The 26361-nt window shown below is 71.9% G+C and carries 23 protein-coding genes and 3 pseudogenes; 20 read left to right on the top strand and 6 right to left on the bottom strand.

Annotated features, from left to right (window positions below; genetic code table 11):
• Positions 1–39: 39 nt before the first annotated feature.
• The 16 genes and pseudogenes from ACFOW4_RS24175 (at position 40) to ACFOW4_RS24100 (ending at position 18949) form a co-directional block, all read left to right on the top strand.
• Complete coding sequence (locus ACFOW4_RS24175; RefSeq protein WP_377531503.1) at positions 40–1317, top strand: geranylgeranyl reductase family protein; 1278 nt, start codon at positions 40–42, stop codon at positions 1315–1317.
• A gap of 134 nt (positions 1318–1451) precedes the next feature.
• The gene (locus ACFOW4_RS24170) at positions 1452–1817 is read left to right on the top strand and encodes an NADH-quinone oxidoreductase subunit A (RefSeq protein ID WP_007454588.1); all 366 of its coding nucleotides are present in this window, start codon (positions 1452–1454) and stop codon (positions 1815–1817) included.
• A 14-nt stretch (positions 1818–1831) separates the two neighbouring features.
• Complete coding sequence (locus ACFOW4_RS24165; protein ID WP_377531501.1) at positions 1832–2509, top strand: NuoB/complex I 20 kDa subunit family protein; 678 nt, start codon at positions 1832–1834, stop codon at positions 2507–2509.
• A complete protein-coding gene (locus tag ACFOW4_RS24160; RefSeq protein ID WP_377531500.1) occupies positions 2506–3243 on the top strand; it encodes an NADH-quinone oxidoreductase subunit C in 738 nt (245 codons plus the stop codon). Before ACFOW4_RS24165 ends, ACFOW4_RS24160 begins: the two co-directional genes overlap by 4 nt.
• Before the next feature lie 52 nt (positions 3244–3295).
• Positions 3296–4621 (top strand): NADH-quinone oxidoreductase subunit D, encoded by a 1326-nt coding sequence (locus tag ACFOW4_RS24155; protein WP_377531497.1) that lies wholly within the window; start codon positions 3296–3298, stop codon positions 4619–4621.
• Positions 4618–5487: pseudogene (nuoE, locus tag ACFOW4_RS24150) on the top strand (NADH-quinone oxidoreductase subunit NuoE); the annotation flags it as partial. The gene ACFOW4_RS24155 and the pseudogene nuoE, both read left to right, overlap by 4 nt.
• Before the next feature lie 332 nt (positions 5488–5819).
• Positions 5820–7136: an NADH-quinone oxidoreductase subunit NuoF gene (gene nuoF, locus ACFOW4_RS24145; RefSeq protein ID WP_377531494.1), complete on the top strand. Its 1317-nt coding sequence runs from the start codon at positions 5820–5822 to the stop codon at positions 7134–7136.
• A complete protein-coding gene (locus tag ACFOW4_RS24140) occupies positions 7136–9640 on the top strand; it encodes an NADH-quinone oxidoreductase subunit G (protein WP_377531492.1) in 2505 nt (834 codons plus the stop codon). Before nuoF ends, ACFOW4_RS24140 begins: the two co-directional genes overlap by 1 nt.
• The gene (gene nuoH / locus ACFOW4_RS24135) at positions 9637–10983 is read left to right on the top strand and encodes an NADH-quinone oxidoreductase subunit NuoH (RefSeq protein WP_377531490.1); all 1347 of its coding nucleotides are present in this window, start codon (positions 9637–9639) and stop codon (positions 10981–10983) included. Before ACFOW4_RS24140 ends, nuoH begins: the two co-directional genes overlap by 4 nt.
• A 1-nt stretch (position 10984) precedes the next feature.
• Positions 10985–11626, top strand: a complete 642-nt coding sequence (gene nuoI / locus ACFOW4_RS24130; protein WP_377531487.1) for an NADH-quinone oxidoreductase subunit NuoI — start codon at positions 10985–10987, stop codon at positions 11624–11626.
• A complete protein-coding gene (locus tag ACFOW4_RS24125) occupies positions 11623–12393 on the top strand; it encodes an NADH-quinone oxidoreductase subunit J (protein ID WP_377531485.1) in 771 nt (256 codons plus the stop codon). Before nuoI ends, ACFOW4_RS24125 begins: the two co-directional genes overlap by 4 nt.
• Positions 12390–12689, top strand: coding sequence for an NADH-quinone oxidoreductase subunit NuoK (gene nuoK / locus ACFOW4_RS24120; RefSeq protein WP_030486270.1), 300 nt, complete (start codon positions 12390–12392; stop codon positions 12687–12689). Before ACFOW4_RS24125 ends, nuoK begins: the two co-directional genes overlap by 4 nt.
• An 11-nt stretch (positions 12690–12700) precedes the next feature.
• The gene (gene nuoL / locus ACFOW4_RS24115) at positions 12701–14626 is read left to right on the top strand and encodes an NADH-quinone oxidoreductase subunit L (protein ID WP_377531483.1); all 1926 of its coding nucleotides are present in this window, start codon (positions 12701–12703) and stop codon (positions 14624–14626) included.
• A 64-nt stretch (positions 14627–14690) separates the two neighbouring features.
• The gene (locus ACFOW4_RS24110) at positions 14691–16223 is read left to right on the top strand and encodes an NADH-quinone oxidoreductase subunit M (protein WP_377531480.1); all 1533 of its coding nucleotides are present in this window, start codon (positions 14691–14693) and stop codon (positions 16221–16223) included.
• Complete coding sequence (nuoN, locus tag ACFOW4_RS24105; protein WP_377531478.1) at positions 16220–17773, top strand: NADH-quinone oxidoreductase subunit NuoN; 1554 nt, start codon at positions 16220–16222, stop codon at positions 17771–17773. The genes ACFOW4_RS24110 and nuoN overlap by 4 nt, the downstream gene beginning before the upstream one ends.
• A gap of 90 nt (positions 17774–17863) precedes the next feature.
• Positions 17864–18949 carry a polyprenyl synthetase family protein gene (locus tag ACFOW4_RS24100; RefSeq protein WP_377531475.1) on the top strand — a complete coding sequence of 362 codons (1086 nt, stop codon included), beginning with the start codon at positions 17864–17866 and terminating at the stop codon, positions 18947–18949.
• A gap of 129 nt (positions 18950–19078) precedes the next feature.
• Here ACFOW4_RS24100 and ACFOW4_RS24095 read toward each other — a convergent pair whose 3' ends face one another.
• Positions 19079–20278 carry an MFS transporter gene (locus ACFOW4_RS24095; protein ID WP_377531473.1) on the bottom strand — a complete coding sequence of 400 codons (1200 nt, stop codon included), beginning with the start codon at positions 20276–20278 and terminating at the stop codon, positions 19079–19081.
• A 152-nt stretch (positions 20279–20430) separates the two neighbouring features.
• Here ACFOW4_RS24095 and ACFOW4_RS24090 point away from each other — a divergent pair, with 152 nt between their 5' ends.
• The 3 genes from ACFOW4_RS24090 to ACFOW4_RS24080 all read left to right on the top strand — a co-directional run bounded on the left by ACFOW4_RS24090 (position 20431) and on the right by ACFOW4_RS24080 (position 22664).
• Positions 20431–21213 carry an IclR family transcriptional regulator gene (locus ACFOW4_RS24090; protein WP_377531471.1) on the top strand — a complete coding sequence of 261 codons (783 nt, stop codon included), beginning with the start codon at positions 20431–20433 and terminating at the stop codon, positions 21211–21213.
• Positions 21214–21432: 219 nt separating this feature from the next.
• Entirely contained in the window at positions 21433–21948 is a 516-nt protein-coding gene (locus ACFOW4_RS24085; RefSeq protein WP_377531738.1) for a sigma-70 family RNA polymerase sigma factor, read from the top strand.
• Complete coding sequence (locus ACFOW4_RS24080) at positions 21945–22664, top strand: anti-sigma factor family protein (RefSeq protein WP_377531468.1); 720 nt, start codon at positions 21945–21947, stop codon at positions 22662–22664. Before ACFOW4_RS24085 ends, ACFOW4_RS24080 begins: the two co-directional genes overlap by 4 nt.
• 22 nt (positions 22665–22686) lie before the next feature.
• Here the strand turns inward: ACFOW4_RS24080 and rarD are convergent, their stop codons facing one another.
• The 4 genes and pseudogenes from rarD to ACFOW4_RS24060 all read right to left on the bottom strand — a co-directional run.
• Complete coding sequence (gene rarD, locus ACFOW4_RS24075) at positions 22687–23613, bottom strand: EamA family transporter RarD (RefSeq protein ID WP_377531466.1); 927 nt, start codon at positions 23611–23613, stop codon at positions 22687–22689.
• Entirely contained in the window at positions 23610–24107 is a 498-nt protein-coding gene (locus ACFOW4_RS24070) for a GNAT family N-acetyltransferase (protein ID WP_377531464.1), read from the bottom strand. Before ACFOW4_RS24070 ends, rarD begins: the two co-directional genes overlap by 4 nt.
• An 88-nt stretch (positions 24108–24195) precedes the next feature.
• Positions 24196–24582 carry a phage holin family protein gene (locus tag ACFOW4_RS24065; protein WP_377531462.1) on the bottom strand — a complete coding sequence of 129 codons (387 nt, stop codon included), beginning with the start codon at positions 24580–24582 and terminating at the stop codon, positions 24196–24198.
• 64 nt (positions 24583–24646) lie between these two features.
• Positions 24647–24916 (bottom strand): annotated as a pseudogene (locus tag ACFOW4_RS24060) (type VII secretion protein EccE); the annotation flags it as partial.
• On the opposite strand from ACFOW4_RS24060, the pseudogene ACFOW4_RS24055 reads away from it, so the two are divergent.
• Positions 24913–25011, top strand: a pseudogene (locus ACFOW4_RS24055) (WXG100 family type VII secretion target); the annotation flags it as partial. The pseudogenes ACFOW4_RS24060 and ACFOW4_RS24055 sit on opposite strands and share 4 nt — an antisense overlap.
• Before the next feature lie 115 nt (positions 25012–25126).
• Here ACFOW4_RS24055 and mycP read toward each other — a convergent pair.
• Complete coding sequence (gene mycP, locus ACFOW4_RS24050) at positions 25127–26350, bottom strand: type VII secretion-associated serine protease mycosin (protein WP_377531460.1); 1224 nt, start codon at positions 26348–26350, stop codon at positions 25127–25129.
• Positions 26351–26361 lie beyond the last annotated feature (11 nt).

Here is a 26361-nt window from a genome sequence, read left to right as displayed (position 1 = left end):
TTGTGAAGCATTTCACGAGCATGCGGGAGGAGGCGCGAGATGACCGCGGTCGAGCACGACGCCGACGTCATCGTCGTGGGCGCCGGTCCCGGTGGATCGGCGACCGCGTACCACCTGGCTCGGCACGGCGTACGGGTACTGCTGCTGGAGAAGACCGAGTTCCCCCGGGAGAAGGTCTGCGGCGACGGGCTGACCCCGCGCGCGGTGCGCCAGCTGATCCGGATGGGCGTGGACACCTCGCCCGAGGCCGGCTGGCTGCACAACAAGGGCCTGCGGGTGATCGGCGGCGGCGTACGCCTCGAACTGGACTGGCCCGAGCTGGCCAGCTTCCCCAACTACGGCCTGGTCCGCACCCGCCTCGACTTTGACGACCTGCTCGCCCAGCGGGCGGTGGCCGCTGGCGCCAAGCTGCGGACCAGCGTCAACGTCATGGGCCCGGTGCTCGACGGCGACGGCCGGGTGACCGGCGTCGAGGCGGAGGTCGGGCCGGACAAGGAGCCCGTCACGTTCTCCGCCCCGCTGGTGGTCGCGGCCGACGGGGTCTCCGGTCGGTTCCCGCTCGCCCTCGGGCTGGCCAAGCGGGAGGACCGGCCGATCGGCGTGGCCGTCCGGCGCTACTACCGCTCGCCGGCCAAGCACGACGACAACTACCTGGAGTCCTGGTTGGAGCTCCGCAGCAAGGACAGCGGCGACAACCTGCTCCCCGGGTACGGCTGGATCTTCGGGCTCGGCGACGGTCGGGTCAACGTCGGCCTCGGTGTGCTCAACTCCTCGTCCGCGTTCGGCAAGACCAACTACCGCCGACTGCTCACCGACTGGCTGGCCAACACCCCCGAAGACTGGGGGATGACCGACGAGGCCAACGCCGAGGGCCCGATCCTCGGCGCCGCGCTGCCGATGGGCTTCAACCGGGTGCCGCACTACACCCGCGGCGTCATGCTCGTCGGCGACTCCGGCGGCATGGTCAACCCGTTCAACGGCGAGGGCATCGCGTACGCGATGGAGTCCGGCGAGCTGGCCGCGGAGGTCGCGGTGCAGGCGCTCGCCCGGCCGGCCGGCCCCGAGCGTGAGCGGGCGCTGATGGCGTACCCGACCGAGCTGAAGGCACGCCTCGGCGGCTACTACCGCCTCGGCGGCATCTTCGTGAAGCTGATCGGCCGCCCCGAGATCATGCGGATCGCCACCAGGCACGGCATGCCGCACCCGACGCTGATGCGCTTCGTGCTCAAGCTGCTGGCCAACCTGACCGACCCGCGTGGCGGGGACGCGATGGACCGGGTCATCAACGCGATGACGAAGGCCGCGCCAGCCGTCTAGGACTACCACATCGGGGCTGGTCACAGCCCCGGGGTGGACAGAGATCGACCCCCGCCGGCAGCCACCGCGAGGGACGTGAATAGTGTGATTTTCGTCAAGCACCGAGGGCAGGGAAGGACGAGCAGGAGAATACGATGTCGCTCTCGCCTTACGCACCGATCATCGGGCTGTTCGCCCTCGCCGCGGCGTTCTCGCTGTTCTCCGTCGGCGCCGCCCGCTTCGCCGGTCCCCGGCGCTACAACAAGGCCAAACTCGAGGCGTACGAGTGCGGCATCGAGCCCAGCCCCCAGCCGGTCGGCGGCGGGCGGTTCCCGATCAAGTTCTACCTGACGGCGATGCTCTTCATCGTCTTCGACATCGAGATCATCTTCCTCTACCCCTGGGCGGTCTCGTTCGACGCCCTGCCGATCTTCGGCTTCGTGGAGATGGTCCTGTTCATCGTCGCGGTCTTCGTCGCGTACGCCTACGTCTGGCGGCGCGGCGGGCTGGACTGGGACTGAGGAAGGAACGTCAGATGGGCATCGAGGAGAAGCTCCCCGCCGGCGTCCTGCTCACCTCGGTGGAGAAGCTGGTCAACTGGTCCCGGAAGTCGTCCGTCTGGGGCGCCACCTTCGGCCTGGCCTGCTGCGCCATCGAGATGATGGCCGCCGGTGGTCCGCACTACGACATGGGCCGCTGGGGCATGGAGGTCTTCCGGGCCTCGCCGCGCCAGGCCGACCTGATGATCGTGGCCGGCCGGGTCAGCCAGAAGATGGCCCCGGTGCTGCGCCAGATCTACGACCAGATGGCCGAGCCCCGCTGGGTGCTCTCCATGGGCGTCTGCGCCAGCAGCGGCGGCATGTTCAACAACTACGCCATCGTGCAGGGCGTCGACCACGTCGTCCCGGTCGACATGTACCTGCCCGGCTGCCCGCCCCGGCCGGAGATGCTCATCGACGCGATCCTCAAGCTCCGCGAGAAGATCATGTATGAGCCGCTCGGTCCGAACGGCCGCAAGATGCTGGCGGCCCGCCAGGAGCGCGGTGACATCCCGGTCGTGCCGTACGGCTCGATGCCGTCCTCGTACCGCAACGACAAGGCCCGGCGTGCCGAGTGGACGAAGGCCGTCCGCGAGGGGCGCGAGGAGCAGTTGCGGATCGAGAACTGGATGAACGCGCAGAACCACCTCCACGCACACGAGGGTCCGAAATGACGGCACCGAACGACAGGAACGACGACGGCGGCGTACCGGTCCCGACGACCCCGGCCGGCGCGAGCAGCACCGCCCCGGCGGAGTACCCGCCGGCCAGCCCGGCCGGGCGGGGGATGTTCGGCAACCAGGGCAGCGGTGACGTCTCCGGCTACGGCGGCCTGGTCCGCCAGCGCCAGCCGATCGAGGAGGCCGCCCGGCCGTACGGGGGCTACTTCGACGAGGTCCGCGACGCGCTGGAGGAGGCGTACCCGGCCTTCGGTGACGCGATCGAGAAGGTCGTCGTCGACCGGGGCGAGCTGACCCTGCACGTGCGCCCGGAGCGGATCGCCGAGGTCTGCCAGGTGATGCGCGACGACCTGGCGCTGCGCTTCGAGCTCTGCTCCTCGGTGTCCGGGGTGGACTACCTGGGCGCCGACGAGCGCCGGCTGCACGTGATCTACCAGCTCACCTCGATGACCTACCGGCGCCGCGTCCGGTTGGAGGCCGCGGTCTCCGTCGCCGACCCGCACCTGCCCAGCGTCACCGCGGTCTACCCGACCGCCGACTGGCAGGAGCGCGAGGCGTACGACATGTTCGGCATCGTCTTCGACGGCCACCCCAATCTGACCCGGATCCTCATGCCGGACGACTGGGAGGGGCACCCGCAGCGCAAGGACTACCCGCTCGGCGGCGTCCCCGTCGAGTACAAGGGTGCGGAAATTCCTCCGCCGGACCGTAGGAGGTCCTACCAGTGAGCGCGAGGAGTGAGCTTGCGAGCCCCGCAGTCGTGAACGGAGGGCCAGCACAGTGACCACGTCGAACTACGCCACCGAGCGCGAGACCACCGAGGGTCGGGTCTTCACCGTCACCGGCGGGGACTGGGACACGGTCGTCTCGGGCACCGACCCGATCAACGAAGAGCGGATCGTCGTCAACATGGGTCCGCAGCACCCGTCGACGCACGGCGTGCTGCGGCTGATCCTGGAGCTGGAGGGCGAGACGGTCCGCGAGGCCCGCTCGGTCGTCGGCTACCTGCACACCGGCATCGAGAAGAACCTGGAATACCGCAACTGGGTCCAGGGCTCGACCTTCGTGACCCGGATGGACTACCTCTCGCCGCTGTTCAACGAGACGGCCTACGCGCTCGCGGTCGAGAAGCTGCTCGGCATCACCGACGACATCACCGAGCGGGCCACCACCATCCGGGTGCTCATGATGGAGCTCAACCGGATCTCCTCGCACCTGGTCTGGCTGGCCACCACCGGCATGGAGCTGGGCGCGATCTCGATCATGCTGTACGGCTTCCGCGAGCGGGAGTACATCCTCGACATCTTCGAGACCATCACCGGCCTGCGGATGAACCACGCGTACGTCCGGCCGGGCGGGGTCGCGCAGGACGTGCCGGACGAGGCCGTCGGCAAGATCCGCGACTTCCTCAAGATGATGCCGAAGAAGCTCAAGGAGTACGAGGACCTGCTCTCGGGCCAGCCGATCTGGACCGAGCGGACCAAGGGCGTCGCGGTGCTGGACGTGACCGGCTGCCTCGCGCTCGGCGTCACCGGCCCGGTGCTGCGCTCCGCCGGTCTCGCCTGGGACCTGCGCAAGACCATGCCGTACTGCGGCTACGAGACGTACGAGTTCGACGTGCCGACCCACCCGGACGGCGACGTGTGGGGCCGCTACCAGGTCCGGCTCGCCGAGATCCGCGAGTCGCTGAAGCTGGTCGAGCAGGCGCTGGACCGGTTGAAGCCGGGTCCGGTGATGGTGGCCGACCGCAAAATCGCCTGGCCGGCGCAGCTCGCCATCGGCGTGGACGGCATGGGCAACTCGCTGGAGCACGTCGCGAAGATCATGGGTCAGTCGATGGAGTCGCTGATCCACCACTTCAAGCTGGTCACCGAGGGCTTCCGGGTCCCGCCGGGCCAGGTGTACGTCGGCATCGAGTCGCCCCGGGGCGAGCTGGGCGTGCACGCGGTCTCCGACGGAGGCACCCGACCGTACCGGGTGCACTACCGGGAGCCGAGCTTCGTCAACCTCCAGGCCCTGCCGGCGATGGCCGAGGGTGGCCTGATCGCCGACGTGATCGCCGGTGGCGCCTCGCTGGACCCCGTGATGGGTGGTTGTGACCGATGACGACTTTCACCGACGAGACCCGGGAGCGGGCCCGCGAGATCATCTCGCGCTACCCGGCGGACCGGTCCCGCTCCGCGCTGCTGCCCCTGCTGCACCTGGTGCAGGCCGAGGAGGGGTACGTCTCCCCGGCCGGGGTCGCGTTCTGCGCCGAGGTGCTCGGGCTGAACAAGGCCCAGGTGGGCGCGGTGGCGACCTTCTACACCATGTACAAGCGCAAGCCGACCGGCGACTTCCTGGTCAGCGTCTGCACCAACACCATGTGCAACGTGCTCGGCGGCCAGGAGGTCTACGACACCCTCGTCGAGCACCTGGGCGTCGGGCACGACGAGACCACCGCCGACGGGAAGATCACCCTGGAGCACGCCGAGTGCCTGGCGGCCTGCGACTACGGCCCGGTGATGACCGTCAACTACGACTTCTTCGACGGCGTGGACCCGTCGACCGCGCTCGGCGTGGTCGACGAGTTGCGCGCCGGCGGGCGGCCGATGCCGACCCGGGGCGCGCGGCTCTGCACGCTCAAGGAGATGGCGGTACAGCTCGCCGGCTTCGCCGACGAGCGGGACGGCGCGGTGGCCGACGGCGGGCCGGGCGAGCCCACCCTGCGGGGGCTGCGGCTGGCCCAGGAGCACGGCGTCGCCGTGGCGGGCTTCGACCCGAACACCCCGATCCGCAGCAAGGCCGAGGCCGACCGGGAGGCCGCCGAGGCGAAGGCGAAGGCCGAGGCCGCCAAGCCGGCCCCGACCGAGGCCAGCACCGCGCCGGTCAAGGGCGGCGACGGCGCGGCCACCCCGGCCGCGACGCCCGCCGCACCGGTCACCGCCGGCGATGGCGCGGCCGCCCCGACGGGTACGCCGGTGGGCGCCGAGCCGGCGCGACCGGAGGCGGCCACGGGCAGCACCGCGCCGGACGTCAAGGCGCCGGACGACAAGTCGCCGCAGGTGCGTACCGCCGAGACGCGGCAGCCCGACGCGACCACCGCCGTGCCGGACGCACCGGGCACCAAGGTCCCGGCGGCCGGTGCGCCGCCGGCGTCGGGTGACGCGCGGGCGGCGGAGGCCGCCGGCGCGGCGGCCAACGCGCCGGCCGGTGACGGCAAGCCCGCCGGCGACGCGGCCGGAGCGCAGGAGCGCAACCTCAAGGAGGCGGCGGCCGGGTCGGACCCCGACCCGGACGACGCGAGCGGAACGGGGGTCCGGAAGTGACCACTCCTCGGCCGGAGACGCTGGCCAAGCTCACGCCGGTGCTGACCAAGCGCTGGCTGTCGCCGGACGCCTGGCGGATCGACACCTACGAGAAGCTCGACGGTTACGCGGCGCTGCGCAAGGCGCTCAACGCCCACCCGGACGACCTGATCCAGCTGATCAAGGACTCCGGGCTGCGCGGCCGGGGTGGCGCCGGCTTCCCCACCGGTCTCAAGTGGGGCTTCATCCCACAGGGCGACGGGAAGCCGCACTACCTGGTGGTCAACGCCGACGAGGGCGAGCCGGGCACCTGCAAGGACCTGCCGCTGATGACCCACGACCCGCACGCGCTGGTCGAGGGCGTCATCATCGCGTCGTACGCGATCCGGGCCAACCGCGCCTACATCTACATCCGGGGCGAGGCGGTGCACGCCGCGCGCCGGCTGCGCAACGCGGTGCAGGAGGCGTACGCCAAGGGCTACCTCGGCACCAACATCCTGCGCAGCGGCTTCGACCTGGAGCTGGTGGTGCACTCCGGCGCCGGGGCGTACATCTGCGGCGAGGAGACCGCGCTGCTGGACTCGCTGGAGGGCTTCCGGGGCCAGCCGCGGTTGCGCCCGCCGTTCCCGGCCACCCACGGCCTGTACGCGAGCCCGACCGTGGTCAACAACGTCGGCACCATCGCCAGCGTGCCGCCGATCGTGCTCGGCGGGGCCGCCTGGTGGAAGACCATGGGCACCGAGAAGTCCTCCGGGCCGATGATCTACTCGCTCTCCGGTCGGGTCGCCAACCCGGGCCAGTACGAGTGCTCGATGGGCGTCACGCTGCGCGAGCTGCTGGAGCTGGCCGGCGGGATGCAGCCCGGGCACAACCTGAAGTTCTGGACCCCGGGCGGCTCGTCCACCCCGCTGCTCGCCGCCGAGCACCTGGACGTGCCGCTGGACTTCGAGGGGGTGGCGGCCGCCGGCTCGATCCTCGGCACCACGGCCACCCAGATCTTCTCGGACCAGGACTGCCCGGTCTACGCGACCTACCGGTGGCTGGAGTTCTACCACCACGAGTCGTGCGGCAAGTGCACGCCGTGCCGCGAGGGCAACTACTGGATGGTCCGGGTCTACCGGCGGATCCTCGCCGGCCAGGGCACCCACGAGGACCTGGACACCCTGCTGGACACCTGCGACAACATCCTCGGCCGCTCGTTCTGCGGCCTCGGTGACGGTGCGACCAGCTCGGTGACCTCGTCGCTGAAGTACTTCAAGCAGGACTACCTCGACTACATCGAGGGACGTACCGCGCCGAAGCTGTCGGACAAGCAGCTGGTGGGAGCCCACTAATGACCGACGTAGCCAAGCAGACCGACACCGTCACGCTCACCATCGACGGCGTCGAGGTCACCGCCCCCAAGGGGACGCTGCTGATCCGGGTCGCCGAGCAGATGGGCACCGAGATCCCGCGGTTCTGCGACCACCCGCTGCTGGCCCCGGCCGGCGCCTGCCGGCAGTGCCTGGTCGAGGTGGAGGGGCAGCGCAAGCCGGTCGCCTCCTGCACCCAGACCGTCGCCGACGGCATGGTGGTGCGGACCCAGCTCACCTCCCCGGTCGCCAAGAAGGCCCAGGAGGGGGTGATGGAGCTGCTGCTCCTCAACCACCCCCTGGACTGCCCGATGTGTGACAAGGGCGGCGAGTGCCCGCTGCAGAACCAGGCGATGTCCACCGGCCGCACCGACTCCCGCTTCCACGAGCACAAGCGCGAGTACGAGAAGCCGATGGCGATCAGCAGCCAGGTGCTGCTGGACCGCGAGCGGTGCGTGCTCTGCCAGCGGTGCACCCGGTTCTCCGAGGAGATCGCCGGCGACAAGTTCATCGACCTGATGGGCCGGTCGTCCGCCGAGGAGATCAACATCTACCGCGACGAGGCGTACGGCGAGGAGGGCGACGACGGGGACGTCCCGTTCAACTCCTACTTCTCCGGCAACACGGTGCAGATCTGCCCGGTGGGCGCGCTGACCGGTGCCCAGTACCGGTTCCGGGCCCGCCCGTTCGACCTGGTCTCCAGCCCGAGTGTGTGCGAGCACTGCTCGGCCGGCTGCGGGCAGCGCACCGACTGGCGGCGCGGCAAGGTGCTGCGCCGGCTGGCCGGCGACGAGCCGGCGGTGAACGAGGAGTGGAACTGCGACAAGGGCCGGTGGGGCTTCCAGTACACCCGGGCCACCGACCGGCTGACCACCCCGCTGGTCCGCGACGAGCGCACCGGTGAGCTGCGCGAGGCGTCCTGGAGCGAGGCGCTCACCGTGGCCGCCGAGGGGCTGCGCGCCGCCCGTGACGGCGGGCAGGGCACGGCGGTGCTCACCGGCGGCCGGCTGACCGTCGAGGACTCGTACGCGTACTCGAAGTTCGCCCGGGTCGCCCTGAACACCAACGACATCGACTTCCGGGCCCGGCCGGTCTCCCGCGAGGAGGCCGACTTCCTGGCCAGCTCGGTCGCCGGGGTCACCGACGTCACCTACACCGACGTGGAGAACGCGCCGGCGGTGGTGCTGGTCGGTCTGGAGCCGGAGGAGGAGTGCCCGATCCTCTTCCTGCGGCTGCGCAAGGCGTACCTGAAGAAGAAGCTCACGGTGTACGCGCTGGCGCCGTTCGCCACCCGTGGTCTGGAGAAGCTCGGCGCCAAGCTGGCCCGGGTCGTCCCGGGCGAGGAGGCCACCGTGCTCGCCGAGCACGCCACGGTCACCGAGGCGTTGAGCACGCCGGGCGCGATCCTGATCGTCGGGGAGCGGCTGGCCGGCGTGCCGGGCGGGCTCTCCGCGGCGGCGGATGTGGCCCGTCGTACCGGCGCGAAGCTGGCCTGGGTGCCGCGGCGCGCGGGTGACCGCGGTGCGGTCGACACCGGCTGCCTGCCCAACCTGCTCCCCGGTGGCCGGCTGGTCACCGAGCCGGCCGCCCGGGCCGAGCTGGGTGAGGCGTGGGACATCCCGGCCGGGGTGATCCCGAGCCAGGCCGGGCGGGACACCGACGGCATCCTGGCGGCCGCCGCCGGCGGTCAGCTTGGCGCGCTGGTGGTCGCCGGCGTCGACCCGGCCGACCTGGCCGACCCGCGGCTGGCCGAGACGGCCCTGGACGCGGTGCCGTTCCTGGTCAGCCTGGAGCTGCGCGGCAGCGCGGTGACCCGGCGGGCGGACGTGGTCCTCCCGGTCGCCCCGGTGGTCGAGAAGGCCGGCAGCTTCCTGGACTGGGAGGGCCGGCTGCGTCCCTTCGACGCGGTGCTGAACACCGCGGCGATGACCGACGGCCGGGTGCTCGACGCGCTGGCCGCACTGCTCGACGTGCGGCTCGGCACTCCGGACGTGCTGAGCGTCCGCCGCGAGCTGGGAGCCCTGCCGCCGACCCGCCTCCAGCGGCCGGCGGCGCCTTCGGTGGCGCCGGCGGCGGTGCCGCACCCGGGCGCCGGGGAGGCCGTGTTGGCCACCTGGCACCAGCTGATCGACCTGGGCACCCTCACCGAGGGCGACGAACACCTCGCCGGTACGGCCCGCCCGCCGGTGGTCCGGCTGGGCAAGGGCACCGCCGAGGCGCTCGGCGTCGCCGACGGTGACGCCGTCACGGTGGGCACCGACCGGGGGGCGCTGACCCTGCCGGCGGAGCTCACCGAGATGCCGGACGGCGTGGTCTGGCTGCCCACCAACTCACCCGGGTCGACCGTGCGACGCAGCCTCGGGGCGACGTCGGGCGCGGTGGTCCGGATCTCCGCCGCGCCGCTCACCGCGACCGTGCCGGCCGCTCGGGCCGACACCGTCACCGGGCGGCCGGGGCCGCTGCTCAACGCCGGAGGTGTTGAATGATCTACCTGGCCCAGGACCCGACGCTGGCTGACTTCGGCCGGGACCCGTGGTGGCTGGTTCTCGGCAAGATCGTCTTCGCGTTCGCCTTCGGTCTGCTGGCCACCCTGCTCGGCGTCTGGTTCGAGCGGCGCGTGGTGGGCTACATGCAGGTGCGGCCCGGCCCCAACCAGGTCGGCCCGTTCGGCCTGCTGCAGACCCTGGCCGACGGCCTGAAGATGGCCTTCAAGGAGGACATCCTGCCGAAGGCGGCCGACAAGGTCGTCTACTTCTTCGCCCCGACCATCTCGGTGATCTGCGCGGTCACCGCGCTGTCGGTGGTGCCGTTCGGCCCGATGGTGAGCATCTTCGGCCACCACACGCCGTTGCAGGTCACCGACGTGCCAGTGGCGGTGCTGGTGCTGCTGGCCTGCTCCTCGATGGGCATCTACGGCATCGTGCTCGGCGGGTGGGCCTCCGGCTCGACGTACCCGCTGCTCGGCGGCCTGCGCTCCAGCGCCCAGATGATCTCGTACGAGGTCGCGATGGGCCTGAGCATCGTGGCGGTGTTCATGACCGCCGGCACGATGAGCACCAGCGGGATCGTCGCCGCCCAGGGGGACGCCACCCGGCTGACCATCTTCGGCACCGAGATCCCGGCGCCGGGCTGGTACGCGATCCTGCTGCTGCCCAGCTTCATCATCTTCTTCATCTCCACCGTGGGCGAGACCAACCGGGCGCCGTTCGACCTGCCCGAGGCGGAGTCCGAGCTGGTCGCCGGCTTCATGACCGAGTACAGCTCGCTGAAGTTCGCGCTCTTCATGCTCAGCGAGTACGTCTCGATGGTGACCATGTCCGCGGTCACCACCACGCTGTTCCTCGGCGGTTGGCGGGCGCCGTGGCCGATCACGCTGTGGGAGGGCGCCAACTCCGGTTGGTGGCCGATGCTCTGGTTCTTCGGCAAGGTGATCGCGCTGGTCTTCGTCTTCGTGTGGCTGCGCGGCACGCTGCCCCGGCTGCGCTACGACCAGTTCATGCGCTTCGGCTGGAAGGTGCTGCTCCCGATCAACCTGGTCTGGATCCTGGTCCTGTCGGGCCTGCGCTCCATCGAGGACTGGGACTCGCGCGGCAAGCTGATCGCCGTCGGCGTCCCGGCCGGCGTCCTGCTGCTAGCCACGCTGCTCTGGCCGAGCCGCAAGCCGCAGCCGAAGCCGACCCTGCAGGAACAGGTCAACAGTCGACCGCACGGGAGCTTCCCGGTGCCGCCGATGGATCTACAGGTACCACCGAGCCCGCGCATCACGCGTGTGGTCGCCGAGCGGGAGCCGGCCAACATCGCCGCCGGCTCGGACTCCAGGGAGGTGTGACGTGGGCGCGATCACCGGAACGTTCAAGGGCTTCGGTGTCACCTTCTCGCACATGTTCAGGAAGGTCGTCACCACCGACTACCCGTTCAAGCCGCCGGTGTCGGCGCCGCGCTATCACGGGCGGCACATCCTCAACCGGCACCCGGACGGGCTGGAGAAGTGCATCGGCTGCGAGCTGTGCGCCTGGGCCTGCCCGGCGGACGCGATCTACGTCGAGGGCGGCGACAACACCGACGAGCAGCGCTTCTCGCCCGGTGAGCGGTACGCCAGCACCTACCAGATCAACTACGCCCGGTGCATCTTCTGCGGGCTCTGCATCGAGGCCTGCCCGACCCGATCGCTCACCATGAGCAACGAGTACGAGCTGGCCCGGGACAACCGGCAGGATCTGATCTTCACCAAGGAGCAGCTGCTGGCGCCGCTGCTCGAGGGCATGGAGCAGCCGCCGCACCCGATGCGGCTGGGTGACAGCGAGAAGGACTACTACGTCGGGGCGCTGACCAACCCCGGAACGTCGGCCGGCGCGGAGCACTCGGCCAACAACCCGGGGCGCTACCAGGTGGAGCAGCACCCCGGCGTGACGTTCCCGGGCGCCGAGCACCACGCCCAGCGGGCGGCGGCCGGTAAGGGAGAGGAAGCATGACCGCGTCCACGGTGCTCGCCGCGGCGGGCCAGGTCTCCGGCGGCGAGGAGGTCACCTTCTGGATCCTCGCGCCGCTGGCACTGATTGGCGCGATCGGCATGGTGGCCGCGCGCAACGCGGTGCACTCGGCGCTCTGGCTGGTGCTCACCATGCTCTGCCTGGGCGTGTTCTACGTACTCCAGGCCGGGCCGTTCATCGGCATGGTGCAGATCATCGTCTACACCGGCGCGATCATGATGCTCTTCCTGTTCGTGCTGATGCTGGTCGGCCGGGACGCCTCGGACTCGCTGATCGAGACGCTGCGCGGACAGCGGGTCGCCGCGATCGTGCTCGGCCTGGGCTTCGCCGGCCTGGTCGGCGGTGCGCTCTACCGGGCGCTGGAGGGGACGACCGCGGTGGGCCTGGAGCAGGCCAACGCGGAGGGGAACGTGCAGGGCATCGCCCGACTGCTGTTCACCAAGTACGTCTTCGCGTTCGAGCTGACCTCGGCGCTGCTGATCACCGCGGCGGTCGGCGCGATGGTGCTCGCCCATGTCGAACGGCGCAAGCAGGACAAGATGGACCAGCCGTCGACCATGCGCGCGCGCTTCGCCCCGGGCAACTACCCGGGTCCCAAGCCGGGCCCCGGCGTCTTCGCCACATCCTCCTCGGTGGCCACCCCGGCGCGACTGCCGGACGGCCGGCTCACCGACCGGAGCACGCCGGACATCCTGCCGGTCCGGGAACTGACCGCGAAGGAAACCTCGCTGAAGGGGACGGACCAATGACCCCCGACTACTACCTCGTGCTGGCGGCGGTGCTGTTCACCATCGGCGCGGCCGGGGTGCTCGTCCGGCGCAACGCGATCGTGCTGTTCATGTGCGTGGAGCTGATGCTCAACGCGGCCAACCTGACCCTGGTCACCTTCAGCCGGATCAACGGCGACCTCAACGGTCAGATCATGGCGTTCTTCGTGATGGTGGTGGCGGCGGCCGAGGTCGTGGTCGGGCTCGCCATCATCATGTCGATCTTCCGGACCCGACGCTCGGCGAGCGTCGACGACGCCAACCTGCTCAAGTACTAAGGGGCAAGCAAGTGGAAGAGACTGTGCAGTACGCAGAGGCCACGGGCTTGCTGAGCAGCGTCTGGCTGCTGGTGGCGATCCCGCTGGTCAGCGCGGCGATCCTGCTGCTGCTCGGCCGGCGGGCCGACCGCTGGGGGCACTGGTTGGGAGTGGCCGCCATCGGTGCCGCGTTCGTGCTCGGCCTGGCCTCCTTCTTCCAGCTGCGGGGCCTGGAGAACAAGTCGGTCGAGCTGAGCCTCTGGGACTTCATCGCGGTCGGCGACCTGCGGGTGGACTTCGGCCTGCTCTTCGACCCGCTGGCCGCGGTCTTCGTGCTGCTGATCACCGGGGTGGGTTTCCTGATCCACCTGTACGCGGTGGAGTACATGGCGCACGACGAGGGCCGGCGCCGGTTCTTCGCGTACTTCAACCTGTTCGTCGCCGCCATGCTGCTGCTGGTGCTCGGCAACAACTACGTGATGCTCTACTTCGGCTGGGAGGGCGTCGGTCTGGCGTCGTACCTGCTGATCTCCTTCTGGTACGGCCGGCCCAGCGCCGCCACCGCCGGCAAGAAGGCGTTCCTGATGAACCGGGTCGGCGACGCCGGCCTGGCCATCGGCATCTTCATCATGTTCGCCACCCTGGGCACCACCCAGTACGACGAGGTGTTCAACGGCATCGGCGCGGTGGCCGGCCCGACGGTGCTGGTGCTCGGTCTGCTGCTGCTGCTCGGCGCGGCCGGCAAGTCCGGCCAGTTCCCGCTGCAGGCGTGGCTGCCGGACGCGATGGAGGGCCCGACCCCGGTGTCGGCCCTGATCCACGCCGCCACCATGGTCACCGCGGGCGTCTACCTGATCGCCCGGTCCAACCCCATCTTCTCGGCCAACTCGACGCTCCAGCTCGTGGTGGTCAGCGTCGGCGCGCTCACCCTGCTGCTCGGCTGCATCATCGGCGCCGCCAAGGACGACATCAAGCGGGTGCTGGCCTGGTCGACGGTGAGCCAGATCGGCTACATGTTCCTCGGCGTCGGCCTGGGCGGCGGCGCGTACGCGCTGGCCATCGTGCACCTGCTGGCGCACGGCTTCTTCAAGGCCAACATGTTCCTCGGCGCCGGCTCGGTCATGCACGGCATGAAGGACCAGGTCGACATCCGTCGCTTCGGCGGGCTGTCGAAGCACATGAAGATCACCTGGCTGACCTTCATGATGGGCTGGCTCGCCATCATCGGCATGTTCCCGTTCTCCGGCTTCTTCTCCAAGGAGCCGATCATCGTGGCCGCCTTCGAGCGGGAGGACTGGACCGCCTGGCTCTTCGGCGGCGCGGCGCTGCTCGGCGCCGGGCTGACCGCGTTCTACATGACCCGGCTCTTCGTGCTCACCTTCCACGGGCCGAAGCGGTGGACCGAGGAGATCGAGCACCCGCACGAGTCGCCGAAGCTGATGACCATCCCCCTGATCCTGCTGGCGGCCGGCTCGGTCGGCGCCGGTTTTCTGCTCTCCACCTCGGTTCCGGACTGGCTGGAGGCGACCGCCGGGCTCGGCGGCCAGGAGAAGGGGCACGAGGCGGTCCTCGCGCACGGCGTGATCACCACGCTCTCGCTGCTGGTGACCGTGCTCGGCGCCGGGCTCGCCTGGTTCCTGTTCCGGACCGGTACGGCCACCGCGCCGCAGCCGGCCGGCGTGCTGGTCACCGCCGCCCGCCGCAACCTGTACACCGACACGGTCAACGAGGCGATCTTCGAGAAGCCGGGCATCTTCCTCACCCGGGCGCTGGTCTTCCTCGACAACCGGGGCGTCGACGGGCTGGTCAACGGCCTCGCCGCCGCGGTGGGCGGGGGCTCGGGCCGGCTCCGGCGGCTGCAGACCGGCTTCGTGCGGTCGTACGCGACCTCGATCCTGACCGGCGCGCTGCTCGTGGTGGCGGCGTTCCTGGCGGTGCAGGCGGGGTGGCTGGCGTGATCGACCTCTTTCCGGCCGCCCCCGCCGGCGGGCCACGCAGTCACGACGGAGGTAAGGCCGAATAATGTCCAACTTCCCGTTCCTCTCGGTGCTGACCGTGGCGCCGCTGGTCGGTGCCCTGGTGGTGGCCTTCCTGCCGCGCAGCCGGCCGGAGCTGGCCAAGCAGGTGGCCTTCGTCTGGTCGCTGCTGGTGCTGGTGCTCTCGGTGGCCATGTGGATCACCTTCAAGGTCGGCGGTGACCGGTTCCAGTTCCGCGAGTCGTACCCGTGGATCCCGGACTGGGGCGTCAACTTCACCTTCGCCGCCGACGGCATCGCGTTGGTCATGCTGATGCTGATCGCGGTGCTGGTGCCGCTGGTGATCCTGGCGTCCTGGCACGACGCGGATTCGTCGAAGCGCTCGGTGCCGGTCTACTTCGCGCTGCTGCTGGTCCTCGAGTGCACGATGATCGGCGTCTTCGCCGCCGCCGACGTCTTCCTGTTCTACGTGTTCTTCGAGGTCATGCTCGTGCCGATGTACTTCCTGATCGGCAGCTACGGCGGCCACCAGCGGCAGTACGCGGCGGTGAAGTTCTTCCTCTACTCGCTCGTCGGCGGCCTGTTCATGCTGGCCGCGGTGATCGGGCTGTGGGTGGTCGGCGGCAAGACCTTCGACTGGCAGGCGCTGGCGCAGGTGGACATCACCACCGGCACCGAGCGTTGGCTGTTCCTCGGCTTCTTCCTCGCCTTCGCCATCAAGGCCCCGTTCTTCCCGTTCCACACCTGGCTGCCGGACGCCGGTGGCGCCGCCCCGGCGGGCGCCGCCGCGCTGCTGGTCGGCGTGCTGGACAAGGTCGGCACCTTCGGCATCCTGCGCTACTGCCTGCCGCTGTTCCCCGAGGCGTCGAAGTGGTTCGCCCCGTGGGCGCTGGCGCTGGGTGTCATCGGCATCATCTACGCCGCGCTGCTGGCGGTCGGGCAGAACGACCTCAAGCGGCTGGTGTCGTACACCTCGATCGCGCACTTCGGCTTCATCGGGGTGGGCATCTTCGCCTTCACCACCCAGGCCGGCACCGGTGCGGTGCTCTACATGCTCAACCACGGGCTGGCCACCGGCCTGCTCTTCCTGGTGGTGGGCATGCTGATCAGCCGCCGAGGTTCGGCGCTGATCACCGACTTCGGTGGCGCCGGCAAGCTGGTCCCGCTGCTCGCCGGGGTGCTCTTCTTCGCCGGTCTCGCGTCGCTGGCGCTGCCCGGCACCGCGCCGTTCATCTCCGAGTTCCTGGTGCTGATCGGCACCTTCACGGTGAACAAGCCGGTCGCGGTCATCGCCACGCTCGGCATCATCCTGGCCGCCGCGTACGTGCTGTGGATGGTGCAGCGCACCACCCAGGGCACGCTCAACCCGGCACTGACCGAGGTGGACGGGATGCGCCGGGACCTCAACCTGCGCGAGAAGGTCGTGGTGGCCCCGCTGATCGCGCTGATCGTGCTGCTCGGCTTCTACCCCAAGCCGGTCACCGACGTGATCAACCCCGCCGTCCAGGCGACCATGGACGACATCGGCAGGACCGACCCCGCCCCGTCGGTGGGCACCGTCCAGGAGGCGGCAAAGTGACTGATCTGAAACTGCCGTCGCTCAACTACGCGGCGCTCGCCCCGATCCTGATCATGCTGGGTGTCGCGTTGCTCGGCGTGCTCGTCGAGGCGTTCGTGCCCCGGCGCCGACGGCACCTGGTGCAGCTCACGCTGGCGCTGCTGGCCGTGCTCGCCGCCCTGACGATGGTGGTGCGCAGCGCCGACGACCGGCTCATCACCGCCGGCCAGGCCATCGCGGTGGACGGGCCGACCCTCTTCCTCCAGGGCGCGATCCTGGTGCTGGCCGCGATGGCGCTGCTGCTGATCGGCGAGCGCACGGTGGAGCGCGGCGGGGCGTTCGTCGCCCAGGCCGCGGTGACCGCCGAGTCGGCCGACGACCGGCGGCAGGCCGAGGGCAGCAACGGCGCCACCGAGGTCTACCCGCTCACCACGTTCGCGATCGGCGGCATGCTGATCTTCGTGGCGGCGAACGACCTGCTGACCATGTTCATCGCGCTGGAGGTCTTCTCGCTCCCGCTCTACCTGCTCTGCGCGCTGGCCCGTCGTCGGCGGCTGCTGAGCCAGGAGGCGGCGATGAAGTACTTCCTGCTCGGCGCGTACTCGTCGGCGTTCTTCCTGTTCGGCGTGGCCCTGGTCTACGGCTTCACCGCCGGCATCCCGGGCCGCTCGGCCGGGGTGGACTTCGCCACCATCAACGCCGCGGTGACCGAGTCGCCGGCCAGCCCGGTGCTGCTCTTCGCCGGTATGGCGCTGCTCGCCATCGGCCTGCTCTTCAAGGCCGCGGCCGCCCCGTTCCACGTCTGGACCCCGGACGTCTACCAGGGCGCGCCGACTCCGGTCACCGGTTTCATGGCCGCCTGCACGAAGGTGGCCGCCTTCGGCGCGCTGCTGCGGGTCTTCCACGTCGCGTTCGCCGGGGCAGCCTGGGACTTCACCCCCGTGCTCGGCGCGGTGGCGGTGCTGACCATGCTGGTCGGCGCGGTGCTCGCGGTCACCCAGACCGACATCAAGCGGCTGCTCGCCTACTCGTCGATCGCCAACGCCGGGTACCTGCTGGTCGGCGTGCTCGCGCCGAGCAAGGAGGGTCTCTCCGGCACGATGTTCTACCTGGTCGCGTACGGCTTCTCGGTGCTCGCCGCGTTCGCCGTGGTGACCCTGGTGCGCGACGCCGACGGGGAGGCCACCCACCTGTCCCGCTGGGCCGGGCTGGGCCTGCGCTCGCCGTTCTACGCCGGCCTGTTCACGTTCATCCTGCTGGCCTTCGCCGGTATCCCGCTGACCAGCGGCTTCACCAGCAAGTTCGCGGTCTTCGGGCCGGCGCTGGACGGCGGACAGGCGTGGCTGGTGATCGCCGGCGTGCTGACCAGCATGGTGCTGGCCTTCCCGTACCTGCGGGTCGTGGTGATGATGTGGCTCTCCGAGCCCGGCGAGTCCACCCCGACGGTCACCGTGCCCGGCGGGCTCACCTCGGCGGCGCTGATGATCGGCGTGCTGGCCACGCTGGTGCTGGGTGTCGCCCCGGCGCCCCTGCTGGACCTGGCCGCCGGAGCCGCCGAATTTGTCCGATGACCGACAGCCTCGCCACCGGGGGCCGGCACGCGCACGCGTGCCGGCCCCCGGTGCGTATCCCCGGCCCGGAGCAGGTCGTACGGGTGTGGCATGGTGGATAGCGTGGTGATTCCGGCTGGCGAGCGTTCAGGTGCCACCGGCTCCGGCGGTCGCCGGGGTCGGGCGAGCACGAGTCAGTTCGGCGCGCTCGGCCTCCATCTCGCCGATCCCCGCGTCGAGGCGTCCGTGCTCGGCCTGCTCGAGGCGGTCGAGGTCGAGCTGCGGGCCAGCGTGGCCAGCGCCGACCCGTTCGTCACCGAGGCGGCCCGCCATCTGGTCGAGGCCGGCGGCAAGCGGTTCCGGCCGCTGCTGGTGGCGCTGGGCGCCCAGTTCGGCGATCCGACCCGTGCCCAGGTCGTACCGGCGGCCGTGGTGATGGAGCTCACCCACCTGGCCACCCTCTACCACGACGACGTGATGGACGAGGCCGCCGTGCGCCGGGGTGCCCCGAGCGCCAACTCGCGCTGGACCAACTCGGTCGCCATCCTGGTCGGCGACTACCTCTTCGCCCGGGCCGCGGACATCGCCGCCGGCCTGGGCACCGAGGCCGTCAGCCTGCAGGCGCGCACCTTCGCGCGGCTGGTGCACGGTCAGATCGCGGAGACCGTCGGCCCCCGCGCCGGCGACGACCCGGTCGCGCACTACCTGCACGTGATCTCCGAGAAGACCGGCTCGCTGATCGCCACCTCGGTCCGGTTCGGCGGCATGTTCGGTGGCGCGTCCGCCGAGCACACCGAGGCGCTGGCCGGTTACGGCGAGACCATCGGCGTCGCCTTCCAGCTCACCGACGACCTGCTGGACATCGCCTCCGAGTCGGTGCAGTCGGGCAAGACCCCCGGCACTGACCTGCGCGAGGGCGTTCCGACGCTGCCGGTGCTCTACGCCCGCGCGGCGGACGACTCCGACGCGGCCTCGGTGCGGCTGCGGGAGATCCTGGCGACCGGCCCGCTCACCGACGACGCGCTGCACGCCGAGGCGCTGGGCCTGCTCCGGGAGAGCCCGGCGCTCAAGCGGGCCCGGGAGACCGTGCGCAGCTACGCCGAGGAGGCCCGCGCCCGGCTCGCTCCGCTGCCGGCCGGCCCGTCCCGGCGCGCCCTCGAATCCCTCTGCGACTACATCGCCGACCGCACCAGCTGACCCCACCGGCCCCACCGCGCCACGCCCCGGCTCGGCCCGTTGATCATGAAGTCATCCCTCCGGTACGCCGAGTAGCCGGACAACGACTTCATGATCGCCGAGGATCAGCGGGGCCTGGCGTGAGGCGGGTCAGGGTTGGTGGGTCGGGGTGCCGCGGTGGGCCAGGAGGCGGCTGCCGGCCAGCATGAGGGCGGCGGCCAGGAGCATGGCCACCGCCGCCACCGTCCACATCGTCGGATAGTCGGCGTGTGCGGCGATCGCGCCGAGGCCCAGCGGGCCGAGGCAGCCGCCCGCGTACACCCCGGTCTGGGTGATCGAGGTGGCGGCGGCCGGGGCCTGCGGGTGCAGCCGGACCACGGCGAAGTTCATGAGCCCCGGCCAGGCCCAGCCGAGGCCGAAACCGAGCAGCACGCCGGTCACCAGCGGCACCGGGCCGGCCACCGCGAGCAGCCCCAGCCCGGCGGCGCCGACCACCAGCATGCCGGCGATCAGCGCGACGTGGCCGGTGGCCCGGCGGTCCGCCAACCAGCCGGCCCCGACCCGGGCGGCGACGCAGACCGCGCTGCCCAGGGTCAGCGTCAGCCCGGCCAGGCCCGGGGACAGACCCCGGGCTGCCGCCGAGTCGACCAGGAAGGTGCCCAGCGCGTTCGCCGCGGCGCTGGCCAGCATCGCGGCCAGCCCGACCACCACGAGGCCGTTGGTGCCGACTGCGGCCCGCACGGCGGCCCGCCGACCCGGTACGGCCGCACCGCCCGGCACGACGGGCAGCGCGGCCAACGCGGCGCCGGCGGCGGCCACGAACGCCCAGCGCCAACCGGCGGTGAGAGCGATGGTCGGTACCGCCGCCCCGGCCAGCAGGGTGGAGACGGGGATGGCGGCCTGCTTGACGCCGAACGACAGCCCCTGGCGGTGAGCCGGCACGTGGCGGGCCAACGCGGCGTTGCTGGCGAGTTGGCCCAGGGCGTTCGCGGTGCCGCTGAGCGCCAGGAGCGCGAGCAGCACCGGGTAGGAGCGGGCCAGCGCCGCCACGGCCAACAGGCAGCCGGCGGAGAGGAGGATCCCGGCGCGGGCCACCACGGCCGGCCCGTACCGCTCGGCGAGGGCGCCAGAGGGCACCGAGGCCAACGCGCCCACCCCGAAGTAGAGCGACACGGCGAGGCCGAGGCCGGCGGGGGAGAACCCGAGTTCGTCGCCGAGTTGGACGGCGAGCCCGCCGACCAGGAACACCGGCAGCACGCAGGCGATCGTGACGGCGATGGCGCCGGCGCTGGCCCGGACCGGCCGGGTCGCGGTGGTGTCCGGGTCGGGGGTGAGGGTGGTGTCGCTCATCGCCGGCAAACCTACGCGAGCCGCGCCGGGCCACGCTTCGTGTCCGCCGTCGTACGAGGCGTGGATGATGATCTGGCATCCTCGACCCGAACAGGCATTTCGCACCGGGCCTGTTTTTCATATGGTGTAAGTCCCCGGCGGCGGAGGTGGTTGTGCGCGACCCCTTGGCAGAACCTTCGGACCTGATCCGCAGCGTGTCCCGCGCGCTGCGGGTGCTCGAGTCGGTCGGTCGCGCCCCGAAGGGCCTGACCGTCAAGCAGATCGCCAGACGGTGCGAGCTGACCGTGGCCACCACGTACCACCTGGTCCGCACCCTGGCCTACGAGGGCTACGTGATCCGTCGGGAGGACGGCACGTACATCGTGGGGCTGGAGGTCGCCGACCGGTACCGCGAGCTGGTCACCGCGTTCCGGGGGCCACCGGCGGTCGGCGAGACCCTGCGCCGGGCGGCGGCGGACACCGGCTACAGCCACTATCTGGGCCGCTTCGTGGGCGGCCAGGTGGCGATCACGGCGATCGCCGAGGGGCACCGCTCGCCCTATCTGGAGGACCTGGTCCCCGGCTTCGACGAGGGAGCGCACGCCACCGCGCTGGGCAAGGCGCTGCTCGCCACGCTCACCGCCGAGCAGCGCTTCCGCTATCTGCGCGAGTACGGCATGCGTCCGTTCACCACCGCCACGCTGACCACCAGCGAGGCGTTCGAAGCCGACCTGGCCGCGGGTGACCGGCGCGGGATGCAGCTGGAGCTGGGCCAGTTCCGCCAGGGGGTGGCGTGCGCGGCGGTGCTGGTCGCGCCGGACAAGGACATGGAGCGCCGGCTCGTGCTGGCCTGCGCGCTGCCGGCGGGCGAGATGATGACCTCCGCGCGCGTGGTCCGGGCCAAGCTGCTGACGGTGGCCCGCAGCGTCGCCGACGGCATCGCCGCCGACCACTGACCCCGGCGGCACCGAGAGGCCCCCTCCCGGGCTGGGAGAGGGCCTCTGACGGGCGGTCCAGCGCCGGACCGTCCGGGGGTGACGTCAGCGTCGCCCATGCCTCACCCGTGCACCGCCGGCGCGGACCCGGTCTGACCTCGGGCTGAACCGATCGGGGTGACCGCACGTATTCCCGGTCGAACGCACCGCCGGACGCGCGCCGGAAGCGAGGAGACCGCCATCAGCGACCACGACGCCCAACTGCTGCGCGCGCTGCACGACGAGCACGCGGACGCGCTGTACGCGCACGCCCTGCGGCTTGTCAACGGGGACCGGCAGCGGGCGGAGGACCTGGTGCAGGAGACGCTGCTGCGGGCCTGGCGGCACCCGGAGTCGCTCGACCCCCGGCGCGGCTCGGTGCGCGCCTGGCTCTTCACCACCGCCCGTAACCTGGCCATCGACGCCTGGCGGCGGCGTTCCACCCGCGTCGGCGAGGTCTTCACCGACGAGATGCCCGAACCGCCGGAGGTGGTCGACGAGGCCGAACGCGCGGTCGAGGCGTGGACCGTCGCCGAGGCGCTGAACCGGCTCAGCCCGACCCACCGGGAGGTGCTGGTCGAGTGCTTCTACCAGGGGCGGTCGGTGGCGGAGGCGGCGTCCCGGCTGGGCGTGCCCCCGGGCACGGTGAAGTCCCGCACCCACTACGCCCTGCGCTCTCTACGGTTGGTCCTGGCGGAAATGGGGGTGACGGGATGACCCGGTGCGAGTTCGCGCACGACGACGGCGCGTACGTGCTGGGTGCCCTGGCCCCCGCCGAGCGGGCGGCCTACGAGCGGCACCTGGGCGGCTGCGCCGCCTGCCGCGAGGCGGTCGCCGAGATCGCCGTGCTGCCCGGACTGCTCGGTCGCCTCGACCCGGCCGGGTTGGAGCAGTTCCTGCCGCCGCCGGCGGCGCCCCGGGTGCCCGCGCTGATCGAGGAGGCCCGGGGCCGTCGGCGCCGCGAACGATCCGCCACCCGCCGGCGGTACGCGCTGACCACCCTCGCGGCCGCCGCGCTGGCCCTGGTGGTCGGCGTGGGTACGGCGGCCGTGCTGCCCGGCCGCCCAGGCGGCACCCCGGGCGCCCCCGGCACCCGGGGCACGCCCGGGCCGCAGGTGTCGATGGTCGCCATGCGGCCGGTCGCCGCCACCGGGCCGGTGCACGCCGAACTCGGGCTGCGGGGCACCGACTGGGGCACCGAGGTGACCATGCACTGCGGGTACGACCCGCGGACCAGCTATGGCAAGGCGTACCCGTTCCGACTGGTGGCGCACGGCCCGAACGGCGCCACCGAACAGATCGGCTCCTGGCTCGCCGCGCCCGGGGACGACCTCCGGTTCACCGGGGCGACCCGGTTCACCGACGCGGAACTGGTCAGTGTGGAGCTGCAACGCGCCGACGGCACGCCCATCCTCACCTACGACGTCCCCTGACCCGTACCGCCGGGATCCCGGTTCAGCGAGTGGGCGCGGGCGTGGCGGTGCGAGGTGCGGTCGCGGCGGTGCGGGTGCGGTGGGACTGGCGGACGGCGTCGGCGGTGAAGACGATCAGCGCCAGCCAGACCAGGGCGAAGCCGGCCAGCCGGGCCGGCGGCATCGGCTCGTGGAAGACCAGCACGCCGCAGCCGAACTGGAGGATCGGCGCCAGGTACTGGATCATGCCGAGGCTGCTCAGCGGCAGCCGGTTGGCCGCGCCGGCGAAGAGCAGCAGCGGGATGGCGGTGGCCGCGCCGGCCAGCACCAGCAGCGCGGTGTGCCCGGCCGAGACGTGCCCGAAGGTCGACTCGGCACGCCGGGTCAGCCAGAGCAGGTAGCCCAGCGCGGGCAGCGCCAGCACCGCCGACTCGACGAAGAGCCCCTCGGCGGGAGGCAGCCCGAGCCGCTTCTTCACCAGGCCGTACCCGCCGAAGCTGAAGGCCAGGGTCAGCGCCAGCCAGGGCAGCCGGCCGTAGTCCACGGCCAGCACGGCGACCGCCGAGGCGCCGACGCCCAGCGCCGCCCACTGCGCCGGGCGCAGCCGCTCGCGCAGCACCGTCACGCCGAGCAGCACCACCACCAGCGGGTTGATGAAGTAGCCGAGCGCGGTCTCCACCACCCGGTCGGAGTTCACGCCGTAGATGTAGGTGCCCCAGTTGACCGCGATCAGCGCGGCGGCTACGCCGATGCCGGCCAGCGCGCGGGGCCGGCGCAGCAGCGCCCGCAGGAAGCCGACGTTGCGCAGCGCGGCCAGCAGCAGCGCGACGAACACCACCGACCAGACGATCCGGTGGGACAGGATCTCCAGCGGGCCGGCGGGCCGCAGCAGCTTGAGGTAGAGCGGGAAGAACCCCCAGAGCAGGTACGCGCCGAAGCCGTAGAGGTATCCCAGGCGGAGTGGCGTCACGCCTCCACCGTAAGGGGTGGAACGCCGGTCGATTCCTTTCCGGTGACCGGGGTCACCGGCATCCGCCGGTCGAGCTGCATCCACCGCGACGGATCGTCGAGCGGAGTGAAGCCCACCGTCGCGTACAGCCCGTGCGCGTCGAGGGTGGCCAGCAGGATCCGGCGTACGCCGAGCTCGGCCAGGTGGTCACGGACCGCGCCGGCCAGCCAGGTGCCGAGTCCGCGACCCCGTTCGGCGCGGTCCACGTACACGTCGCAGAGCCAGGCGAAGGTGGCGCGGTCGGTGACCACCCGGGCCACCGCGACCTGCCGGCCGTCGCCGGGCCGGTAGACCCCGAACGGGAGCGAACCGGCGAACGCCCGGACCACCGTTTCCCGGTCCCGGCCGAGCGCCCAGTAGGCGTCGGTGCTGAGCCAGTGGTGCACCCGGGCCAGGTCCAGCCGGGCGGGATCGGTGCTGAGCAGGTAGCCGTCGGGGCGGGTGAACGAGAACACCCCCGCGACGCTAGCCGCCGTCACCGCACCCCGCCCCGGCCAATTCCCGGACTCTGGTTACCCGGCGACCCGGGCCCCCGGCCGCTGGTCAGTCCCGGTCGAGGACGGCGCCGAGGATCCAGGTCACGATGCCGACGAAGAGAGCGCCCAGCACGGCGGCCGGCCAGAAGCCGTCCACGTGGAACGGCAACCCGGCCTGGTCGGCGATCCAGCTGGTGAGCAGGAAGAGCAGCCCGTTCACCACCAGCGCGATGAGACCGAGGGTCAGCAGGTAGAAGCCGCAGCCGACGGTCTTGATGATCGGCTGGAGGACCGCGTTGACCACGCCGAAGATGACCGCCACCAGGATCAGCGTGGTGACCGTCTCGGTGGCGGAGTCCGAGTCCAGAGTGATACCCGGAATGAGCAGTGTGGCCAACCAGAAGGCCAGCGCGGTGGTGGCCAGCCGGATCAGCAGCCCCTTCAGAAAACCCATGGCGGGGATCGTGCCACGGACGGACCGCCGGCGGAACCCGCCAAGATCCCCGGATGCGCCCGGGTCAGCCGCGCGCCGGCCGGCCGATCAACTGCGACTCGATCGGGGTGGGGGAGAGCAGCGCCCAGCGCAGCGCCCGCCGGTTGACCACCGCGACCATGTCGTCCCGGATCCGGGTCAGCCACTCGGCCGAGCCGCCCAACCCCAGGGCGGTACCCGCCAGCGCGGCCTCGGTGGTGTCCAACGGCTGCAGCACCGCCAGGTCGGCCCTGCTCAGCGCGTCCACGTCCGCCGGGGTCAGCTCGTCACGGACCACCAGGGTGGCCCGCCACGGTGCAGGCGATGCTGCGCGACATCAGGTTGGCGGTCGACGACTCGGCCGCCGACTATCTCGACACCGAGAAGAAGAACGCCGGGCTGTTTCAGTGATCCGGGCCGGCCGGGAGCGCTGACCATGTGCGGGTCGGCGCCCCGGCCGCGCCGTTTCCGCGCGTCGGGGCAGCGCGGACCGTGCCGCGGTCGGGCAGGTCCTCCGCCCGTCGGATCAGACCGGATCGGCCGGGCGCCAGCGCCGGCGGGCGCCCCGGGGCAGCACCACGGCGAGCAGCGCCACGACACCCGTCGCCCCACCCGCTACGGCGGTGACCAGCAGGGCCCGGTCCCGGGCCACCACCCGGCGGGCCTGCCGGGCGACCGTCGCCGGGTCGACACCCTCGTCGGCGAGCGCGGCGGCCGTTCGTGTTCCGGCCGGCCGGCCGCCGCCGGTCTCGGTGACCGCCCGATACGGGTTCAGCACTCCGGCGCCGCACCCGCCGCCACGGCCCGCGCCCGGCGCCGGGTCGGCGGTCGCGATGATCCGCTCCGCCACCTGAGCGGCGCTCAGATCGGGGCGGTACTGCCGCAGCAGCGCCGCGGTGGCCGCCACGAACGGCGCGGCGTAACTGGTCCCCTCGACCCGGTGGTGGCCCTGACCGGGCGCGGCGGTCAGCACCTCGCTGCCCGGGGCGACCAGGTCGACGTACGGGCCGGTCTGCGAGAAGGCCGCGCGGGTGCCGTCCGCCCCGATCGCCCCCACCCCGAGCACCCCGTCGTAGGCGGCGGGGAACGGTCGCGGGTCGCCGCTCTCGTGCAGGTTGCCGGCGGCGGCCACCAGCACCACGTCCCGGTCGACGGCGTACCGCACGGCAGAGCGGACAGCCGGGGCGTCGGCGTACAGCACGACGGAGAGATTGAGCACGTCGGAGTCGTGGTCCACGGCCCAGCGGATGGCCCGGGCGAACTCGCCGGCGCTGACCGTACGCCCCGACTCCCGCCCCTGCACCACCTGCTGCTCGCTCACCCGTACCGGCAGGATCCGGGCTCCCGGGGCGATCCCGGCGAAGGCGATGCCGGGTCGGGGCGCCGCCGCGATGATGCTCGCCACGCCGGTGCCATGCCCGGCGCAGTCCCGGCTACCGTCTCCGCCCGGGTCGAGCAGGTCGGTGCCGGCCAGCACCCGACCGGCCAGTTGCGGGTGCGTCCGGTCCACCCCGGAGTCGACCACGGCCACCGTCACGCCGCTGCCGGTGGCCAGTGGGGCCAACCGGGCGGGGTCGTACCGCTGCTGCGGCCACGGGACGGCCGCCACGGGCCGGGCCGGGGCGAGCGGCGTGGCACAGGCCGGTGCCGCCCGCAGCCCGCCGGCGGCGGCGACGGCCGGTGTCGGAGCGGTTGTCAACAGGGTGGCCGCCAGACCTGCGACGACCGGGCCCGTCACCGACCGAGACATCGACCGCCTCC

Source organism: Micromonospora sp. GCM10011542, assembly GCF_042650685.1.
Classification (GTDB): domain Bacteria; phylum Actinomycetota; class Actinomycetes; order Mycobacteriales; family Micromonosporaceae; genus Micromonospora.
The sequence above is the reverse complement of the archived record's forward strand: the minus strand, read 5'-3'. Positions and strand labels throughout refer to the sequence as shown.